At 66.4% G+C, this 19817-nt stretch carries 19 protein-coding genes; 9 read left to right on the top strand and 10 right to left on the bottom strand.

The window, feature by feature from the left end; translation table 11 throughout:
* Positions 1 to 167: 167 nt before the first annotated feature.
* The 4 genes from AC5Y2L_RS24160 to dnaA all read right to left on the bottom strand — a co-directional run bounded on the left by AC5Y2L_RS24160 (position 168) and on the right by dnaA (position 5076).
* Positions 168 to 701 (bottom strand): DUF721 family protein, encoded by a 534-nt coding sequence (locus AC5Y2L_RS24160; protein ID WP_499938213.1) that lies wholly within the window; start codon positions 699 to 701, stop codon positions 168 to 170.
* A complete protein-coding gene (gene recF, locus AC5Y2L_RS24155) occupies positions 698 to 1846 on the bottom strand; it encodes a DNA replication/repair protein RecF (RefSeq protein ID WP_499938211.1) in 1149 nt (382 codons plus the stop codon). Before recF ends, AC5Y2L_RS24160 begins: the two co-directional genes overlap by 4 nt.
* On the bottom strand, positions 1847 to 3043 hold the full coding sequence (dnaN, locus tag AC5Y2L_RS24150) for a DNA polymerase III subunit beta (protein WP_499938209.1): 1197 nt from the start codon (positions 3041 to 3043) through the stop codon (positions 1847 to 1849).
* 476 nt (positions 3044 to 3519) lie between these two features.
* Positions 3520 to 5076, bottom strand: a complete 1557-nt coding sequence (gene dnaA, locus AC5Y2L_RS24145; RefSeq protein WP_499938207.1) for a chromosomal replication initiator protein DnaA — start codon at positions 5074 to 5076, stop codon at positions 3520 to 3522.
* Positions 5077 to 5617: 541 nt separating this feature from the next.
* Between dnaA and rpmH the strand changes: the two genes are divergently transcribed.
* The 9 genes from rpmH (at position 5618) to AC5Y2L_RS24100 (ending at position 12054) form a co-directional block, all read left to right on the top strand.
* A complete protein-coding gene (gene rpmH / locus AC5Y2L_RS24140) occupies positions 5618 to 5761 on the top strand; it encodes a 50S ribosomal protein L34 (RefSeq protein WP_082966674.1) in 144 nt (47 codons plus the stop codon).
* A gap of 21 nt (positions 5762 to 5782) precedes the next feature.
* Positions 5783 to 6139, top strand: coding sequence for a ribonuclease P protein component (gene rnpA, locus AC5Y2L_RS24135; RefSeq protein ID WP_499938205.1), 357 nt, complete (start codon positions 5783 to 5785; stop codon positions 6137 to 6139).
* Positions 6140 to 6156: 17 nt separating this feature from the next.
* Positions 6157 to 6435, top strand: a complete 279-nt coding sequence (yidD, locus tag AC5Y2L_RS24130; protein WP_499938362.1) for a membrane protein insertion efficiency factor YidD — start codon at positions 6157 to 6159, stop codon at positions 6433 to 6435.
* A gap of 43 nt (positions 6436 to 6478) precedes the next feature.
* Complete coding sequence (gene yidC, locus AC5Y2L_RS24125) at positions 6479 to 7561, top strand: membrane protein insertase YidC (protein ID WP_499938360.1); 1083 nt, start codon at positions 6479 to 6481, stop codon at positions 7559 to 7561.
* Between the two features lie 57 nt (positions 7562 to 7618).
* Entirely contained in the window at positions 7619 to 8242 is a 624-nt protein-coding gene (locus tag AC5Y2L_RS24120) for a Jag family protein (protein ID WP_499938203.1), read from the top strand.
* 67 nt (positions 8243 to 8309) lie between these two features.
* A complete protein-coding gene (gene rsmG, locus AC5Y2L_RS24115) occupies positions 8310 to 9029 on the top strand; it encodes a 16S rRNA (guanine(527)-N(7))-methyltransferase RsmG (protein WP_499938202.1) in 720 nt (239 codons plus the stop codon).
* On the top strand, positions 9026 to 10033 hold the full coding sequence (locus AC5Y2L_RS24110) for a ParA family protein (protein WP_499938200.1): 1008 nt from the start codon (positions 9026 to 9028) through the stop codon (positions 10031 to 10033). The genes rsmG and AC5Y2L_RS24110 overlap by 4 nt, the downstream gene beginning before the upstream one ends.
* Positions 10030 to 11016: a ParB/RepB/Spo0J family partition protein gene (locus AC5Y2L_RS24105; protein WP_499938199.1), complete on the top strand. Its 987-nt coding sequence runs from the start codon at positions 10030 to 10032 to the stop codon at positions 11014 to 11016. Before AC5Y2L_RS24110 ends, AC5Y2L_RS24105 begins: the two co-directional genes overlap by 4 nt.
* A 297-nt stretch (positions 11017 to 11313) precedes the next feature.
* Positions 11314 to 12054: an acetyltransferase gene (locus AC5Y2L_RS24100; RefSeq protein ID WP_499938198.1), complete on the top strand. Its 741-nt coding sequence runs from the start codon at positions 11314 to 11316 to the stop codon at positions 12052 to 12054.
* Between the two features lies 1 nt (position 12055).
* Here the strand turns inward: AC5Y2L_RS24100 and AC5Y2L_RS24095 are convergent, their stop codons facing one another.
* From AC5Y2L_RS24095 to AC5Y2L_RS24070, 6 genes are all read right to left on the bottom strand, one after another.
* Positions 12056 to 13270, bottom strand: coding sequence for an N-acetylmuramoyl-L-alanine amidase (locus AC5Y2L_RS24095; RefSeq protein ID WP_499938196.1), 1215 nt, complete (start codon positions 13268 to 13270; stop codon positions 12056 to 12058).
* Between the two features lie 132 nt (positions 13271 to 13402).
* The gene (trxA, locus tag AC5Y2L_RS24090; RefSeq protein WP_499938195.1) at positions 13403 to 13756 is read right to left on the bottom strand and encodes a thioredoxin; all 354 of its coding nucleotides are present in this window, start codon (positions 13754 to 13756) and stop codon (positions 13403 to 13405) included.
* Positions 13753 to 14763: a thioredoxin-disulfide reductase gene (trxB, locus tag AC5Y2L_RS24085; RefSeq protein ID WP_499938194.1), complete on the bottom strand. Its 1011-nt coding sequence runs from the start codon at positions 14761 to 14763 to the stop codon at positions 13753 to 13755. The genes trxA and trxB overlap by 4 nt, the downstream gene beginning before the upstream one ends.
* Positions 14764 to 14882: 119 nt before the next feature.
* Positions 14883 to 15611 carry an RsmA family anti-sigma factor gene (locus AC5Y2L_RS24080; RefSeq protein WP_499938192.1) on the bottom strand — a complete coding sequence of 243 codons (729 nt, stop codon included), beginning with the start codon at positions 15609 to 15611 and terminating at the stop codon, positions 14883 to 14885.
* A 46-nt stretch (positions 15612 to 15657) separates the two neighbouring features.
* On the bottom strand, positions 15658 to 16224 hold the full coding sequence (gene sigM / locus AC5Y2L_RS24075; RefSeq protein WP_499938190.1) for an RNA polymerase sigma factor SigM: 567 nt from the start codon (positions 16222 to 16224) through the stop codon (positions 15658 to 15660).
* A 53-nt stretch (positions 16225 to 16277) separates the two neighbouring features.
* Entirely contained in the window at positions 16278 to 19772 is a 3495-nt protein-coding gene (locus tag AC5Y2L_RS24070) for a lipid II flippase MurJ (protein WP_499938358.1), read from the bottom strand.
* Positions 19773 to 19817: the final 45 nt, after the last annotated feature.

The raw sequence follows: 19817 nt of genomic DNA, 5'->3' as shown, positions 1-19817 counted from the left end.
CACCGATTTTCTGGGCGCGTTTCTACCCAGCTAGTTGGGCCGTGTGCTTGACATCTCCGTTCGGGTCGCGTCCCGACGTTTGCCACGCCGATACGTTTCGTTCTGGTGGCTCTGAGGCCGCGTCGCCATGACACTTATATGACGCTTCGGGGGGCCGCTCGGTTCCCCTATCCGTAGGTGTCGCGCGGTCCGCGTCCGGCGATATGACGTGGCCCCTTCCGCCAGGACGGTGCGGCCGGGCCGGTGATCCGTAGCGAGGTCACCACACCGTTGCCCACCGCCGCGGCGATCTTGGCCAGCAGCTGGGCTTGCATCATCCGCAGCTGGGTCGCCCACGCCGTCGATTCGGCAGCCACACTGAGCACGCCATCGCTCAGGCCGGTGGGGGTGGCGTGGTCGGCGATCTGCGCGCCGACCACCGACGGCCACTGGCCCAATACCGTGCCCTCGGCGACATGCGCCGACCAGCCACGCTTTTTTGCCAGCTCGCGTGCCAGCCTGCCGAGCGGTTGCGGGTCACGCCCGTCGGGGCCGGGGCCCGACCAGCTGCGCCGCTGGCCCGCCACGCGGCGCGGTATCGGCGCTGACGCGCGGCCACGGCCGGAGTCCTTGCCCTGCGCGCGGGCCGCAGCTCGCGCTTCCTCCAGGGTCCGGCGCACCAAATCGATAGCCGCCGGCCGCCCGTCGTCGCGTTCCGTCACGATTGCACCACCGATATCCGACCGGAGTCGTCGTCGCGCATCTCTATGCCCACCTGCCTGGCATCCCAACCCGTCGGCAAATCCTCCTGCACCGCCGCAGTCACCAGCACCTGCTCCGCGGATTCGGCCACCGCGCCCAGGGCCCGGCGACGGGCGGTATCAAGTTCGGCGAAAACGTCGTCGAGTAACAGCACAGGTTCATCACCGTCGGTGCGCAACAACTCATAGGCGGCCAACCGCAACGCCACCGCGAACGACCACGATTCCCCATGGCTTGCAAAGCCTTTCGCGGGTTGGTTACCCAATCGCAATTCCAAGTCATCGCGGTGCGGGCCAACCAGGCACACGCCCCGTTCCAACTCGGCCGCGCGCCGCGCGGACAGCTCAGCCAACAAGGCGGCTTCCAGATACTCGCGGCCGGGCGCCGGGTCGGTCCCGATATCCAGGCTGGGGCGGTAGACGATGGAGGCGGATCGCGATCCGGGTGCCAACAACTGGTAAGCCTTCTCCACTTGCGGCGCCAGCTGGTCGGCCAGCGCCATACGAGCCGCCATCAGTTCCGCGCCATGCTCGGCCAACCGGCCGTCCCAGACGTCCAGGGTGTCCAACGCACCGCTCTCACCGCGATGCCGGGCCCCCGACAACGACTTCAACAAAGCAGTGCGCTGCCGCAGAACCCGGTCGTAGTCAGCGCGCACCGCGGCGATCGCCGGTCGGCGCTGGGTCGCCAGGTCGTCCAAATAGCGTCGCCGCTCCGCAGGGTCGCCGCGCACCAAACTCAAGTCTTCCGGAGCAAACAACACCGCCCGCAGCACCCCGATCACCTCTCGGGTACTGCGCACCGGTGAGCGGTTCAATCGCGCCTTGTTGGCCCGGCCGGCGGCGATCTCCAGGTCCACCGCGCACTCGCGGCCCTCGTTCACGACGATGGTCGATACCACCGCTCGGGTCGCGCCGGTCCGGATCAACGGAACGTCGGTCCCGACCCGGTGAGAGCCCAGGGTCGCCGAATACCACAGTGCCTCAAGCAGATTCGTCTTACCGAAGCCGTTGGGAGCGAGAAACACCGTCCGGCCAGGATGCAGTTCGAGGTCGGCGTGCGCCCAGGACCGGAAGTCGCGCAGTCCTAAATGCCGGACGTACACCTAACCGGGCAGCCGAACCGGCATCAACAGATAGACGTATTCCGTCGGCAGGGCCGGGAAGGGTGCGTTACCTGTCGGGTGGTCCTCTTGGGTGGCGGGACGCAGCAGAGCAGGCTTGCCGGGAGTGGTGAAACCGAACGACACGCGCTCGGAATGCACCGACCCCAGGCCGTCGGTGAGATACGTCGGGTTGAAGGCGATGGTGAGCGGCTCACCCGCGAAATCGACGGCCAGGTCTTCTTCGGCGCGGCCCACATTGTCGTCGCCGGCGGAAAGCCGCAGCATGCCGTCGGCGAATTCCATCCGGACCTGCGCGCCGCGATCCGCGACCAACGCCACCAGCTTGATCGCTTCGGTCAACTCGGCGACGTCGATGGTGGCCAGCGCGGTGTGTTCGGCCGGCAGCAACTGGCGGAACTTCGGGAATTCCGCATCCAACAGCCGGGTGGTACTGCGTTTGCCGTTTCCGCTGATGCCCAGCAGCCCCTCTTTTCCCACGCCCATACCGGCGCCCAGCGCCAGCCGCACCTCTGGGCCGTCGACGCCCGACTTGGCCACTTCGGCCAACGTCCTGGCCGGCACCAACACCGAAGCCTCGATGTCTTGTGACACCGCCGACCAGGTCAGCTCGCGCACCGCGAGGCGGAACCGGTCGGTGGCGGCCAGCACCACCGTGTCACCGGAAATCTCGACGCGAATGCCGGTCAACATGGGCAAGGTGTCGTCGCGGCCGGCCGCAACCGCGACCTGGTTGATCGCCTCGGCGAACAGCTCCGAAGGCAGCGTCCCGGTTTCTTCGGGCAGCATCGGCAGGGTGGGGTAATCCTCGACCGCCATGGTCGGCAGCGAGAATCTGGCGCTACCACAGGTCAACGACAGCCGATTACCGTCGACATAACAGTCGACAGGCTTGTTCGGCAACGCCCGGGTGATGTCCGACAACAACTTACCGGACACCAAAACGCTTCCAGGAGAAGCTATTTCGGCAGCGACCTGGGCTTCGGCAGAGACCTCGTAGTCGAATCCGGAGATCGTCAGGCCGTCGTCCGTGCCGGTTAACAACACTCCGGAAAGCACTGGGACCGTCGGCCTGGTGGGCAGATTTTTGGCCACCCAGGACACCGCATCCGCGAATGATTCTCGGACCAAACGGAACTTCAAGTCGGTGAGGCTGGCTCTCGTCGTCGCCGCGTCCATAGCGTCCCTTCACCATCGAGTTCGAGTTGAGTGGCTAGCCGCCCCGCAATGTTCTTGATAGGCAGTCGAAGAACAACCGTAGAGCTTCTGACCTCAACTTGAAAGCTAATCAGCAAGGGTGACAACCGGGCTGCGATGCCGGGTGCGAAGCGTGTTCAGCGGCGTGTCCCCAGCCGCGTTCTTCAAAGAACAAACGACGAAGAGATTTCAGTAACAGTAATAAGGGCTGTGCATGCTGTGGACAATTCGGCCTTGTCGCAGCTAGCGGAGTGGCACGGTTGTGGATGACGGCGGCGGCTGCTGTGGGGGTCATGTTGGTCCGGTGGGGATGGAGTCCGGATGTGCACGGGCTGGCGAGTAATTACAAATCGATCACCTGGTGTGTGCACAACGCTGTGCACAGTCGATGGGTGTGACAGGTGTGACCAGCGGGGGAGAAGTTTTTTGGAAGAAATCGGCCCGACGACGCCGTGCGCTCAGCGCTTGGACCGCTGCCGGATACGGGTGGTGAGCTCCTTGACGTGATCGAACACCTCGCGTCGTTGCGCCATCTCGGAGAGAATCTTGCGCTGGGCGTACATCACCGTCGTGTGGTCCCGGCCGAACGCTTGGCCGATCTTGGGCAAGGACAAGTCGGTGAGCTCGCGGCACAGATACATCGCGATCTGCCGCGACTGGGCCAACGCCCGGGTCTTACCCGGCCCGCGCAGCTCTTCGACCGTGGTGTCGAAGTATTCGGCGGTGGCGGCCATGATGGTGGCCGCGCTGATCTGCATGGTGCTGGCGTCGGCGATCAGGTCGCGGAGCACGATCTCCGCCAGCGCTTTGTCGATCGGAGTCTTGTTCAGCGAGGCGAACGCGGTGACCCGGATCAGGGCCCCCTCGAGCTCGCGGATGTTGCGTTCGATGCTGCTGGCGATGAGCTCGAGCACGTCGTCGGGAACCGCGAGCCGTTCCATTTGTGCTTTCTTGCGCAGAATGGCGATGCGGGTTTCAAGCTCCGGCGGCTGCACGTCGGTGATCAGCCCCCACTCGAACCGGGTTCGCAACCGGTCTTCGAGGGTGGCCAGTTGTTTGGGTGGCCGGTCGGACGAGATGACGATCTGCTTGTTGGCGTTGTGCAACGTGTTGAAGGTGTGGAAGAACTCCTCCTGGATACCTTCCTTGCCCTCGATGAACTGGATGTCGTCGACGAGCAGCACGTCCACGTCGCGGTAGCTGCGCTTGAAGGCGACCTTGCGGTCGTCGCGCAGCGAGTTGATGAAGTCGTTGGTGAACTCTTCGGTGGAAACGTACTTGACCCGCATTCCGGGGAAGAGCCGTTGTGCGTAGTTGCCGGCGGCGTGCAGCAGGTGTGTCTTGCCCAACCCGGATTCGCCCCAGATGAACAGGGGGTTGTAGGCGCGGGCCGGCGCTTCGGCGATGGCCAGGGCCGCCGCGTGCGCGAACCGGTTGGAGGCGCCGATGACGAACGTGTCGAAGGTGTAGCGGCGGTTGAGACTGGTCCCGCTGCCGTTACCGGATTCGGCGGGACGCTTGGTGAAGTAGGTCGGCCAACTCTTGTGAGTGCCGCCCAGCGTCTCCCCGTTTTCGTAGCCCTCGTCGCCGTCGAAGCCGTCGAGGCTGTCGAGACGATTGTCCAGGCCGGTGTCGGTGCCGAACTCGTCGGCTGGTGCGAAGACGTCGGCGGGGGACAGGGTGGCGTCGTCGGTGTCGTTCTCGGCGGTCGGCGCAATGCGCACGCCCAGTTGGATCTGTTGTCCGAGCCGTCGGCTCAGCGCATCCGTGATAGGAGTGCGCAGGTGGCGTTCGATCTCGTTTTGCACGAAACTGCTCGGCACCGAGAGCAGAGCAAACCCCTCGACGATGGTGAGTGGTTGTACCAGGTTGAGCCAGGCTCTTTGCTGGGGAGTAAGCGGGGTGACCAGGGTTGTGCCGCTACTGGTGCCGCCGTCGGGGTCTGACTCACCGTTGAGCTCGGAAACGACCGCGTTCCACACTTTGGTGAAACCGGAACCGGGATCATCGGTCAACGACGCATCTCCCTGGTTCTCGCAGATTTAGGGCCGGGTACAACCGTTTCAGCGACCGGAGCAACTGTCCACATGCTTATCCACAGCTGTGGACAGGACGATCATAAACTAGCCGCTCGGCGACGGCTTACGACTCGATTCTGGAGACAACCCGTGGAGGTCATCTGGCGCCCGTCGTTCTGCCACCCTTGCTTAGTTGTCGACCGCCGCTCCAGTCCGAGACCGAAGCTAACAGTTTTCTGTTCGGCTGCCAACAGTTTCGTGTCATTACGCGAAGGTTCATTTGCGCCGCGGGCGGGGTCCATTGGGGCAGGCCAGGTTTGACCCGGCGAACCGACGTCAGTACCCTCAGAAAGTCGCCCGAAAGTCGGCGATACGGCTGCGACCGAAGCTGACGCCGCAACGACAGCTTGGGGACCGCGCCGGCCAGTAGCAAGACAAGCCCCAACCGATCCCGGGCGCCCTGCGGACCGACTCAGTTGCAAAGCGCGTGCGGCCGGATGGCTCGGACACTCGAGCCAGATACAACGAGGAGAACGCCGTGGCCAAGGGCAAGCGGACCTTCCAGCCCAACAACCGGCGCCGAGCCCGCGTGCATGGTTTCAGACTGCGGATGCGTACCCGCGCCGGGCGTTCGATCGTCTCCAGCCGCCGCCGTAAAGGCCGGCGCGTCTTGTCTGCCTGAACGCAACCGGGTCCTTCGGCGGTGTTACCCGCACATAACCGCATGAGGCGGTCAACCGAGTTCGACGAGACGGTGAAGCACGGGATTCGTACCGCGCAGCCCGACCTCGTCGTCTACGTCCGGCGCGGCAGCGATGCCGACGGGGGTCCCCGGGTGGGGCTGATCATTGCCAAATCGGTGGGTTCGGCCGTCCAGCGGCACCGAGTCGCGCGTCGCCTGCGACACGTCGCCCGGACCATGCTGGGGCAGCTCGATCACTCCGACCTGGTGGTGATCCGCGCGCTGCCAAGCAGTCGGCACGTGTCGTCGGCCTGGCTGGAACAGCAACTGCGCGCCGGGTTGCGGCGTGCGGTGGAGTTGACGGGAGCCGCCCGGTGAGGGCCTCGCTGAGGGGCATGGGCACGGCTGCGGCGCGTGGCCTGATTTTCCTCATCCAGTTGTATCGGCACATGGTGTCGCCCTTGCGGCCGGCGACGTGTCGCTTCATGCCGACCTGCAGCCAATACGCCGTGGATGCTCTGACGGAGTACGGCCTGCTGCGGGGAAGCTGGCTGGCCGCCGCCCGACTCGCCAAGTGCGGCCCGTGGCATCGGGGCGGCTGGGATCCCATACCGGAGCGGCGCGAATCCCGTGCGGAACGCGTGGACGTCAGGAGTGACTCTTTTGTCGTTTGACCCTTTCAGCCTCGACTTCGTCTATTACCCCGTGTCGGCGATCATGTGGGTCTGGTACAAGCTGTTTGCCGCGGTGCTGGGACCGTCGAACTTCTTCGCGTGGGCGCTGTCGGTCATGTTCTTGGTGTTCACCTTGCGCGCGCTGCTCTACCAGCCGTTCGTCAAGCAGATCCGCACCACGCGTCAGATGCAGGAGCTGCAACCGCAGATCAAAGCGCTGCAAAAGAAGTACGGCAAGGACCGCCAGCGCATGGCGCTGGAAATGCAGAAGCTGCAACGCGAGCACGGGTTCAACCCGATCCTGGGCTGCTTGCCGATGCTGGTGCAGATCCCGGTGTTCCTGGGGCTGTATCACGTGCTGCGCTCGTTCAACCGGACGGCGACCGGGGGTTTGTTCGGCGGCGGGGTGGGTGGACCGCAGATGACGCCGGAGGTGAATCGCGCAACGCGGAACTACGTGTTCAGCCCGAGCGACGTCGGGCATTTCCTGGACGCGAACCTTTTTGGCGCGCCGATCGGTGCGACGATGACGCAGACCCGTGGGATCCAGGCGTTCACGCATTTTCCGGGGGAGTTCTCCCGGCTCGCCGTAATTGCCGTCGGCCTGCCGGTGATGATCCTGGCCGGCATTGCCACCTACTTCAACAGCCGTGCGTCGGTGGCGCGGCAGAGCCCGGAGGCCGCCGCGAATCCGCAGACCGCGATCATGAACAAGCTTGCGCTGTATGTGTTTCCGTTCGGCGTGGTGGCCGGTGGGCCGTTTCTTCCGCTGGCGATCATCCTGTATTGGTTCGCGAACAACATTTGGACCTTCGGTCAGCAGCACTACGTGTTCGGCATGATCGAAAAAGAGGACGAAGCCAAGAGGCAGGAAGCCATCGCGCGGCGCGCGGCCAACGCACCGGCGCCCGGCGCCAAGCCCAAGCGGCCACCCAAAGCGGCCGGCGGATCCGCGGCGCTTGCCGACGGCGAATCCGTATCCGAATCCGGGCCGGAGACCTCCGACGGCCAAGAGCCCGAAGCGACCGGGACCCGAACCAAGAAGGCGAACCCGACCGTGCGGAGCACCGGTCCGAGTAATCGCACACCGCGCCCTGGCGCTAGACCCAAAAAGCGAAAGCGCTGACCCAGGGACGGACACAGACACGCGAGACCCCCAAGAGACAGGCAAGGGAGAAAAGCCATGACCGATGCCGACACCACCGAGCGCGACCTGCGGGCCGACGAGGTTGGGCAGACCGCCGCGACGGCCCGTGGTAGCGAGCCGGCTGACAGCGGTGTCGACGTAGCCGACGTAGCCGCCGAAATTGACGAGGCCGACGACACCGCGCCTGCCGACGATCTCGAGGAGCGTCTGGTCGCCGAGGGCGAGATCGCCGGCGACTACTTGGAGGAGTTGTTGGATCTGCTCGACTTCGACGGCGACATCGATCTGGACGTCGAGGGCAACCGCGCGGTGGTGAGCATCGACGGCAGCGACGACCTGAACAAGTTGGTGGGCCGCGGGGGAGAGGTGCTCGACGCGCTCCAGGAATTGACCCGGTTGGCGGTACACCAGAAGACCGGTGTGCGGAGCCGGCTGATGCTCGACATTGCTAGCTGGCGACGCCGGCGCCGCGACGAATTGGCCGCCCTGGGCGACAAGGTGGCGCGGCGGGTGCTGGAGACCGGTGAGCGAGAAGAGCTCTCGCCGATGACGCCCTTCGAGCGGAAGATCGTCCACGACGCGGTTGCGGCGGTGGCCGGGGTCCATAGCGAAAGCGAAGGTGTGGAGCCGTCTCGCCGGGTGGTCGTGCTGCGGGACTGACCCCGCTCATGCCTTGCTAAGCCAGGAATGCCTGGGCAGCTGCCGCCGGAAGCCCACGAATCGAGGAATGTTTCACGTGAAACATCACGGCTCTTACGAGCGGGCGGCGACGGTGGGCACGGCCCCTGATGTGGCGGGCGCGGTTTTCGGGGCGAACCTTGCGGCCGCCCAGCGCTACGCTGACATCTTGGCAACCGACGGAGTGGAGCGCGGACTGCTCGGGCCGCACGAAGCTGATCGGTTGTGGGAGCGGCACCTGCTCAACAGCGCCGCCGTCGCTGAGTTGCTGGAGCCGGGGGAGCGAGTGGTCGACATCGGCAGCGGCGCCGGCCTGCCGGGGTTGCCGTTGGCGATCGCCCGGCCCGATATCGAGATGGTGCTGCTCGAACCGCTCCTGCGACGAAGCCAGTTTCTGCGTGAGGTGGTGGCGGAGCTGGGACTGCCGGTGGAGGTGGTACGCGGCCGAGCCGAGGAGCCGCAGGTGCGCGAGCGCCTGGCCGGACGCGATGTCGCGGTGTCGCGTGCCGTGGCGGCCCTGGACAAGTTGACCAAGTGGAGTATGGCGTTGATACGACCGGAGGGCCGGATGCTGGCGATCAAAGGAGAACGCGCGCACGACGAAGTCCGCGAACACCGGCGTGTGATGGCGGCGGCCGGCGCGGTTGATGTCAGGGTGGTCACATGTGGCGCGAACTATTTGGCTCCGCCCGCAACCGTGGTCTCGGCCCGACGCGGCACGCAGACGCAACCGGGCCGTCAGCGAACGGCGGGCAGGCGAAGGCGATGAGCGCTCCAAGATATCCGGCCGGCCCGCCCGCGGCAGGCAGGGAAGCGCAGCAGGAGGCGGCGCCGTCGGCGCACGGGGAACCTCCGGATGTGACCGCTGATGTTTCACGTGAAACATCGAGCGAGCACGACACCCCGATCGGCGCCGCGGCAGAACGTGCCATGCGGGTGCTGCACACCGTTTACGAACCGCTGCAGCGTCCGCCATCCCGACGGGTGTTCACCCTCGCCAATCAAAAAGGTGGCGTGGGCAAGACGACCACCGCGGTCAACCTCGCCGCCGCCCTCGCCGTCCAGGGGCTCAAGACGTTGGTGATTGACTTGGATCCCCAGGGCAACGCGAGCACTGCGCTCGGCATCACCGACCGGCAATCGGGCACGCCCTCCTCGTACGAGGTACTCCTCGGTGAGGTGCCGCTGCACGCCGCGCTGCGTCCCAGTCCGCACAGCGAGCGACTGTTCTGCGTACCGGCCACCATCGACCTCGCCGGCGCCGAAATTGAGTTGGTCAGCATGGTCGCCCGCGAGAACAGGCTGCGCACCGCGCTGGCCGCCCTCGACAATTTCGACTTCGATTACGTCTTCGTGGACTGCCCACCGTCGCTTGGCTTGCTGACGATCAATGCGCTCGTCGCAGCGCCTGAAGTGATGATTCCAATCCAGTGCGAGTACTACGCCCTGGAGGGTGTGTCACAGCTGATGCGCAACATCGAGATGGTGAAGGCGCATCTGAACCCCCGACTCGAGGTGACCACCGTCATCCTGACCATGTACGACGGACGTACCAAGCTCGCCGACCAGGTCGCCGCGGAGGTGCGCCGGTATTTCGGCAGCAAGGTGTTGCGCACCGTCATCCCGCGGAGCGTCAAGGTCTCCGAAGCCCCGGGCTACAGCATGACCATCATCGATTACGATCCCGGTTCCCGTGGAGCGATGAGCTACCTGGACGCAAGCCGGGAACTGGCCGAACGTCATCGACCACCAGCCGCGAAGGAACGACCATGACCAACCCGTCACGCCGGAAAGGCGGCCTCGGCCGCGGGCTCGCGTCGCTGATCCCCACCGGACCCACCGAGGGCGACGGCGGTTTCGGGCCGAGGATGGGTTCGGCAGCCGCCGACGTCGTCATCGGGGGACCGGGACCGGAGTCGCCGGCGATCGGCGCGGTGTACCGGGAGATCGCCCCGGCTGACATCGAGGCCAATCCCCGCCAGCCCCGGCAGGTGTTCGACGACGAGGCGCTGGCGGAACTGGTGCACTCCATCCGGGAGTTCGGTCTGCTGCAGCCGATCGTGGTGCGGGCGGTCAGCGGTTCCCAGAGCGGCGCCCGCTACCAGATCGTGATGGGGGAGCGGCGGTGGCGGGCGGCGCAGCAGGCCGGCCTGGCGACGATCCCGGCCATCGTGCGCGAAACCGGCGACGACAACCTGTTGCGCGATGCCCTGCTGGAGAACATCCATCGGGTGCAGCTGAACCCCTTGGAAGAGGCGGCGGCCTACCAACAGTTGCTCGACGAATTCGGGGTCACCCACGACGAACTGGCGGCCCGCATCGGGCGGTCCCGCCCGTTGATCACCAACATGATCCGCCTGCTGAAGCTCCCCATCCCGGTGCAGCGTCGAGTAGCCGCCGGGGTGCTGTCCGCCGGTCATGCCCGAGCCCTGCTCTCGTTGGAGGCCGGCCCCGACGCGCAGGAGGAACTGGCCGGCCGGATCGTCGCCGAGGGCCTGTCGGTGCGGGCGACCGAGGAAGCTGTCACCGTCGCCAATCATGAGGCCAACCGCAGCGGCACGGCCAAGCCGGCGCATCCGCGGCGCAAGCCGATTCAGATGCCGGGTCTGCAAGACGTTGCTGAACGGTTGTCGAACGCCTTCGACACCCGCGTGACTGTCACCCTCGGCAAACGCAAGGGCAAGATCGTGGTGGAGTTTGCTTCGGTGGATGACTTGCAACGCATCGTCGACGCGATGACCGCGTCCTCGGCATGACCGGGCTACCCCGTGTAATTACGTCACTGTGACACTGCGCCGGTTCGGCTCGCTCGGCAAGCGTCTCCGCCTCCGCGATCAAATCGAGAAAGACTGTGCGTCAAGCCATTTCGGCATGTGTCCGCGGCTCATGGTAAGGGGCGGGCGTACCGCGGTGATCGGCGCGTCGGGAGCGCGCCAACGGGCACGGCAAAACTGGCCCGACACTCCGAAACTCTCCTATCCTGGAGAGGTTGTCGGTGCAGCCGGGCCTGGGGTGCAGCCGGGCCGCAGTACCGCACGGAGGCCAGGAGACTAGTGTCTGCTCGAATCACACCGCTGCGGCTCGAAGCCTTTGAACAGCTTCCCAAGCACGCGCGCCGCTGCGTCTTCTGGGAGGTCGACCCTGCGACCCTCGGTACTCACGACCACCTCGCCGACCCCGAGTTCGAGAAGGAGGCGTGGTTGTCGATGGTGATGCTGGAGTGGGGTTCCTGTGGTCAGGTTGCGACCGCCATTCCCGACGAGCGCAGCAGCGCCGAGCCGCCTTGCCTGGGGTATGTCCTCTACGCCCCGCCGGGTGCGGTGCCGCGTGCGCATCGGTTTCCGACCGCACCGGTGTCTGCCGATGCCGTGCTACTGACGTCGATGGGTATCGAGGTCGGGCAAGCCGCCGATGACCTGCCGCACAGCCTGATCGCCCGGGTGATCGACGAGTTGATGCGACGCGGGGTGCGGGCGCTGGAGGCTTTCGGCCGTACGGCGGAGGTCGCCGAATTGCAGGACCCGCGCATGGTGGACCCGGACGTGCAGCCGGTGCTCGAGGCACTCGGCGACTGCTCGGTGGACCACTGCGTTATCGACGCGGACTTCCTGCAGGACGTGGGTTTCGTCGTGGTCGCCCCGCACCGGTACTTTCCGCGGCTGCGGCTCGAGCTCGACAAGGGTCTGGGATGGAAGGCCGAAGTCGAGGCGGCCTTGGAGCGGCTCTTGGCGAACGCTCAACTGCAGCAACCCGTTGGGGCGGGGGCTACGGCCACCAGCGCGTCGGACGGTTAGGTTAGGAACCGCTGCGGCTGCGTTCGACGGCTAATTCGTGGGCCAGCAACTCGGCGAAAGTGAATGTGCCCGTTGGGCGATCGTTCTTGCCCAACAGATACAGCCGCTTGACCGCCGCCAAAATGCCTTCGGCGATGGCGTCGCGGGTCTGCGTCGAGACCAACATCGCGCGATCGCGCGGGTTGGTGATGTAGCCGATATCGACCTGAACGGTTGGCATCCGGGTCAGCCGCAGCAGATCCCACGTCCGGCCATGGGTACGGCAGTCCCGTAAACCCGTGCGGGCCACCACTTCTCGTTGAATGAAGTCGGCGAGGTTGCGGCCGATGGTGGACACCGAACCATGCGAGTTGCCGAAGTGAAACGAGGCCACGCCGTTGGCTGCGGGGCTGGACTGAGATTCGCAACGCAGGCTGATCATAAGATCGGCGCCGACGTTGTTGGCGGTGGCTGCCCGTTCGGCATCCGACGGGCTGCGATTGGTCGGCCGCGACAGAAAGGTCTCCATACCAATGGCGGTCATCCGGCCTTCGAGACGACTTGCCAAGTCCCACAACACATCTGCTTCGCTGATCGGCCCGTCTGGACTCTGGGTGATCAAGCCGTGGTCCGCGCCACCGCGTCCCGGATCGATAATGATCCGCTTACCAGACAGCTTGGGTCCAGACCGTCGTACCAGCTCCTCTTCGCGAATTGCGTGCGGCGACCCGCCGGTCACCCGCGAACTCAGAAAGTACAAGGAGCGCAACGTTTCTGGACCGCAGATACCGTCGGCGGCCAGACCGTATTCACGTTGGTAGGACATCAACGCGTTGTGCGTCTGCAACCCGAAGTGCCCGTCCACCAGGCCGGTGTAGAACCCGAGGTCTTGCAGCCGGGATTGCAGGGTTGCCACGTCGTCGCCGTAAAGCGGCGCACCGAATTGGTGATACAGGGTACGGGCGCCAAGCCGGTACGACGCCTCCTTCAACGCCCGGTAGGTAGCCTCGCCGACGACGCCGTCCACCAGTAGTCCGCGATGCTGCTGAAAGGCGCGCACCGCCTGATCGAGCTCGTCGTCGAAAATATCGAGCGCTACATGCCTGCCGGTGCTCAGGTCCTCATCGGAATTGTCAAGCATTCCCAGCGCAGCGAGCGCAGCCCGTATCTCGGTAACAGCGGCGCTCCGGTCACCAGCGCGCAGCGCGTCGCCGGCTTCGCGGCGCGGACTCGACATGCCAAGGGCCCTCCGGGACTACCTGATCTCGCTAACCAATGCCTAATGGTTAGCCGGTATTGTCGCAGATACTCGCGGATTTTCGGAAAACCGCAGGCTAATCGAGCGTATGGTGTGGCGAACCAGAGCCGTTCAGCCGAGCCCGGGTACCGCGTCGGAAAGCTCGCGCAGCAGCGCCGCCTTGCCCTTGGCACCGACGATCCGTTTCACTGGCTGGCCGTCCTTGAACAGGATCAGCGTGGGTATCGACACCACCTGAAAATTGCGTGCCGTCTCGGGGTTGGCGTCCACGTCGAGTTTGGCGACGGTGAGCTGGGACCCCTGCTCGGCGGCGATCTCCTCGAGCACCGGCGCCACCATCTTGCACGGTCCACACCAGGTTGCCCAAAAGTCAACCAGCACAGGCTTATTGCTGGACAACACGTCTGTCGAGAAGGACGCGTCGGACACTTCCACTGTGGCCCCGGCGTTTTCGGTGTCGGTCATCGTGGTGCTCCAATCAAATCGGTACTGTCGGCGGTCCCGGCCGTTTCGCCTCCGGCAGCCGAGTCTGCGTGTTCGGCCAGCCAGCGCTCGGCATCGATGGCCGCCGCGCAGCCACTGCCGGCCGCGGTCACCGCTTGCCGGTAGGTGCGGTCCACTAGGTCGCCTGCTGCGAACACACCTTCCAGCGACGTACTCGTGGTGCGCCCCTTGACCAAGACGTAGCCGTCCAGGTCGACTTCGAGGGCATCGCGAACCAGTTCCGAACGCGGTTCATGGCCGATCGCGACGAACACGCCGGTCACCGGCAGGGTGGTCTCCTTGCCATTGACCGTGTCGCGCACTTTCAGCCCGGTCACGGTCGTGTCGCCTTCGACCGCGACCACCGTGTGGTTGGTGAGGAATTTGATCTTCTCGTTGCTGCGGGCCCGGTTGAGCATGATCTTGGACGCCCGGAACTCGTCGCGCCGGTGCACCAGCGTCACGCTGCGGGCGAACCGGGTCAAGAAGGTCGCCTCCTCCATCGCCGAGTCGCCGCCGCCGATCACGGCGATGTCCTGGTCGCGGAAGAAGAACCCGTCACAGGTGGCACACGAGCTGACGCCGCGGCCCAGCAGTTCTTGCTCGCCGGGGACGTGCAGGTAGCGTGCGGCGGCCCCCATCGCCAGGATGACGGCGCGGGCGCGGTGAGTTTCCCCGTCCGCGGTGACGACGGACTTGACCGGCCCGTCCAGCGACACCGACTCCACGTCTTCCATCCGCAGATCCGCGCCGAAGCGCAGCGCCTGCTCGCGCATCTGGTCCATCAGTTCCGGACCGGTGATGCCGTCGCGAAAGCCGGGGTAATTCTCCACGTCGGTGGTGGTCATCAGCGCGCCACCGAAGGAGGTGCCTTCGAAGACCAGGGGTGACAGCTGGGCGCGTGCGGTGTAGAGCGCCGCGGTGTATCCGGCCGGGCCCGAACCGATAACGATTACTTCGTGGACGGGGCCATCTGCAGAAGCGGTCATGCGAGCCTTTCGGGTGCGAGCCCTGGGAAGAGGGGTGAAACAGCTAAGCCTTCGAACGCCAGGGTAGGCGAGGCTGTTCCCGCGCTCCTCGCACCACGCCCTCGAGAGCCCCGGCTGCGCTAGGCCCGCGGAACCTGCGTGCTGGCCAGCAACCCGGTATCGACAGCACTGCAGTTCAGCCCAACTGCGAAGACCGCCAGCTCCTGAGGTGTATCACCAGGCAGCACGAGTAGTACCGCCGGACGGGAGTTCACCTCGATCGGTCGTGCGCCCAAGACCGGGGTGGACGGGGGATAGCCGAGGCCGCGCAGGCACGATGCCCGCCGCGGTGGATCCTCGAGAGCACCGTGTGCGCCGTAGTCCGGGCCGTGGTTGAGCAGTTCGAGGATCTGGGCCGCAGACAGCGGAATCGCGCCGGCCGGGCCGTTGGCAGGACCCGGCACCGTGATGTGGTCCGCCGTGGCCGACGTGCTCGATGAATGTGATGGCTTGTTCAACAGCGCCGACGCGCCTAGGCCGATGGCGACGATGAGTGCACCCAACCCGACGAAGCCGGCAATCAGCCGGCCCGGGCGGATCGGCGGACGGGCGGAATGAACGGCCGCGCGGGCCGCGTCGGGCGCGAACGCCGGACTCGAGTCGTTACCGGCGGCGGCGAGGTCGGTGCGCACCTTGTTCAAGGCCCGCAGGATGTCTTCGGCCTGCGGATCCGCGCGGACCCGGTTGCGGACTCGGGCCGCGGCCTCGTCGTCCAGCAGGCCCGCCTGCAGGTCGGCCAGCAGGTCCACCGTCAGCGGCGGGTCCGCATCAGCTGCACCGTGTGGCGGATCGGTATCGGGTTCACCCATCCGACCCAGTGTCCTTGATGCACAGTTCGATGGCTATGCACAGGGGTCAGGTCGTCGCGCTGACGCCGGTATTGAGGTAACCGAGCAGCTCGGCGAGCCGGGCGCGAGCCCGGGCGCACCGGCTCTTGACCGTGCCCTCGGGGATCCCCAACAGCCGCGCCGTGTCGGCGATCGAATAGCCCTCCATGTCGACGGCCACCACCGCTGCGCGCTGCTCGACCGGTAGCCGCATCAACGCGCGATGCACCAGAATCGCCGTCTCCACTTGCGCCGTCCGATCCGCTACCGGGTGGATATCCTGCAATGGGCTGGTCGGGTGCGCCTTGGCGTGCCGCAGCCGGTCCAGGCAGGCGTTGACCACGATGCGGTGTAGCCAGCTGCGCACCGCGGCATCATTGCGGAAGGTACCCGCGCCGCGGTGGGCGGAAAGCATGGCGTCCTGCAACGCGTCTTCGGCGTCTTCGGGGGAGCGGCTGGTGAGCCGCGCGAGCCGGTGCAGCTGCCGTCGGTGCCGGTGGAACAACTCGTCGAACGCATACCGGTCGCCGGCGACGTGGGCGGCCAGCAATTCGCCATCTGTGCGGTCCCGCTTGATGTTTCGCCCGAAGCCCACGAGCCGGGACAGTAGCCAACCGGGTGCTGTGCGGCACTTCACCCGCGCCGCTATTAAGACGCCGCTTGAATCGTGATTTCGGAGATGCTGGCCTGGCTCTTGCCGCCGGTGGTTCCCAGCGTGGAGATCCACACCAGCAGGTTCGACGTCGGCGAAGAGGACTTGACCGCAATGGTGTTGCGCCCGGGTTTGAGCGCCGTCGCCCCGGTCAGCAGCGTGGTGTCTTCGAGCTTGGCCGGCGTCGCCGTCTTGGCGGAGCGAATCTCGACCTTGGTGCCGGTGCTGGCTATGTCGATGGTTACCGCGCCGACGACTGTCGGGCTGGGCAGTTGCAAGATCAACCCGACGCCGTTCTTGAAGCCGGGAAACGGGACAGGGTCGCTATACACGTCGGTTTCCCAGGAGGTGCCCGGGTTGCCGTCGATGACGTTGCCGGCCGTGCCGGGGGAGTCGGCTTCGCCGCCGGGCGAGAAGACCGTGGCCTTGGTGGGTCTTACGGTGCTGCCGGCGGGTGCAGTCGCCGACGCCGAGGCCGACGCGGTCACCGACGTCGGCGTGTTCAGGCCGAGCTCTTCTTTATTGAAGCCGCCGCCGACGCCGCCGAAGATCTTGTTCACCAGTTGTGCGATCACCAGCAGGGTCACCACGATGATGACGGCAGCGGCACCGATACCGATCAGCACGTTACGGCGCCGATTTCCCAAAGGTCCGGCGTCGCGGACCGATGGCGGGCGCCGGGCGGCGGTGACCCGCGGTTCGTCGACGGCGTCGGTATCGTCGATCGGGCCAAGCACCTCGGTTCGGTCAGCCACCGCGGTCGCCTGCTGCAGCAAGTTCAAAAGCGTTGAGGCGCTTCGTATTCCGCCGTCCTCCTGAACGGACCTGACGGCGACCGCCGAAATCTGGAACGGGATGTCCGGTTCGATGACGGTCGGTTCCAGCGGATTGCCCGACGCGTCCCGCTTGGCCGGCGCCAGGCCGCTGCGCACCCCGGACTCCGGCAGCGGCCACCTGTTGACCAAAAGGGCATACAGCGCCGCACCGATTCCCCTGATGTCGTTCTGCGGACTCGCGTCGGGCATGGTCGCCGGGTACGCCAGGACGACGTCGCCGTCGATGCTGACCCGCACCCGGGCAGGATGGTCGATCGACAGCGCGACACCGGCCCGATGAGCGGCTGCGGCAGCGGCGGCCAGCGACTGCATCGCCCGGACGGCGCCTACGGGAGACGGCGCGGTATCGGCAACCTCCTGCAGCGAACCGCCGCGAATCCACTCCGAGACCACCAGGCCGCCGGCACCGGTGTGGACGACGTCGAGCACCCGGGCCACACCTGGGGTGTCGATCCGGCTGAGCCGCAGGGTGCGGGCCAGGATGTCCTGCAGCACCTCGGGGGGCAGCGCGCCGTCGGGATCGACGAAGGTCAGCGCCACCTGCCGGTCCAGCGCGGTGTCCAGCGCCTGCCAGAACTGCAGTGGCGGCGCGCCGCCGTGGAAGACCAGCAGCCGGTAGCGGCCGCCGGCGATGCGGGCACCGGGAACCAGATGCACGTCGTCGGTGTCGGACGCAGCTTCGCGGGGCGCGTCGAAGCCATGGCGCGGACGAGGGGCCTCGGCGGAGGGACCGCCGTTCAGCTCGTCGGGTGAGCGGGGCGCTGACGCCCGATCCGGGCCGGGAGTGTCAGCGGCGGGGGGTATGTCGGGGTGAAAGTCGTCGGCGACCGATCGCTGCACGTCCGGACCCCGTGTAGAGCCGGATGCGAATTCGGGCGAGGTGCTTTCCACAGGGCGGTCGCTCACCTCCAGTCCTCTCGCTATCCCGGCTCTAGCGACCCGCTCGGGAGGTCTGCGCCGGATCGGCTCTTGGACCGCTTTGGGTCCCGGCCGGGTCGAATTCCTCTGCTCAGGGTACGTGACCGGGCCGCGACGAGACGATTTAACCGGTACCGGGGCCGTCCCGGGCGGTCCAGCCCGGCCGATGCGGCGCCGGATCGCGCCCAGGGCCGCGCGCGCCTCGGGCACCTGCCCGCGCAGCATCACCGCCGCCATGATCGGCAGCATGATCGTCGCCAGTGCCAGCAGCCGCAACAACGAACCCGCGCCGCCGAAGTGAGCGGTCAACGCGCCCAGTTTCAGCAGCCGGTCGGCCACGTGGGCGATCAGGCCGGCCAGCAATGACGCGGCCGTCGTCACCAGGATCGTCCGCGCCTCGGCGGCGCCGACGAGCTGGCCGCCGCGGGGCAGCAGCGCACGCCGCAACAGGTAGTACCCGACGATCGCGCCGGCCAGGAACCCCAGGCCGTTGGCCAACCCGAGGTAGCCGGCCACCAGCTTGGGGTCGCCGGTGACATGCGGCGCCAGCACCGAGCCGGCGATCTTCACACTGGTGATGACCAAGATGATCACGATCGGTGTCCATGGTTGCTCGCGCGCGTAGAACACCCGCAGCTGCAACAACACCAGCGCGTAGGGGATCAAGGTGAACGCCGACAGCGAGATGGCCGCACCCAGGTATCCGGCGTCCACACCACCGAAGTGGCCGTAGGCGAATAGGGCACTGCCCATGGCCGGACCGCCGACGGTCATGAACGCGACGATCGGGATGAGCGTGATCATGGTCAGCCGGGTGGCCAGTGACAGATCGGCGAGGACAGCCTTGATGTCGTCGGCGGCGGCGTTGCGGCTCAGTCGCGGCATCACCACGGTCAGTACCGTGACCCCGATCATGCCGAAGGGCAGCATCAACACCAGCCAGGTGTAGTTGTAGATGGCCGGCCCGGATGCGGCTGCCGTGCTGGCGATCTGGTTGCCGACGACCAAGCCCAGCTGGCTGATCACCACATAGAGCACCATCGCTGCGGCCATGGCGCCGAAACGCTTGAGCCGTTCGTCGATTCCCCACAGCGGGCGCAGGCTGATGTGTTGACGGCCGATCGCCACCAGCAACACCCCGGTCTGCGCGAACACCCCCAGGCTGGTGCCGACCGCGAGGACCAGCAACTTGGTGTTGCCCATCCGGACGGGGTCGACCGACAGCTCTCCCGGCACCAACAGGTACACCACCAAGGTCGCTATCGCCACCACGTTGTTGACCACGGGCGCCCACGCCGGCGGCCCAAACACATTGCGGGTGTTCAGGATTGCCATGAACACCGACGTGAGGCCGTAGGCCAGGACCTGCGGCAGCAGCAGGTAGGCGAAGGCGGTGGTCAGTGGCTCGTTGACCTGCGGGTTGCGGCCCAGCATCAGCCGCACCAGCAACGGCGCCGCCAGCACGGAGAGCGCTGTGGCGATCAACAGCAGGGTGGTCGTCAACGTCACCAACCGCCGCACGAACGCGGCGCCGCCGTCGGCGTCGCCCTGCTCGGCGCGGGCCAGCACCGGGACGAAGATCGCGGTGAACGTGGCCTCCAGCACCAGCGCGGCGACCAGGTTCGGTAGCTGATTGGCCACCGAGAAGGCGCTGGACAGCGCGGCGCCGAGGATGGCCGCCAGCAGCACGATGCGGGCAAACCCGGTGATTCGGCTGATCAGCGTCGCGAACGCCATTCCCCAAGACCGCGACACCAGCGCCGCGTCGGACAGCTCGGGTCG

The organism is Mycobacterium sp. NGS66, from assembly GCF_059812225.1.
The sequence above is the reverse complement of the archived record's forward strand: the minus strand, read 5'-3'. Positions and strand labels throughout refer to the sequence as shown.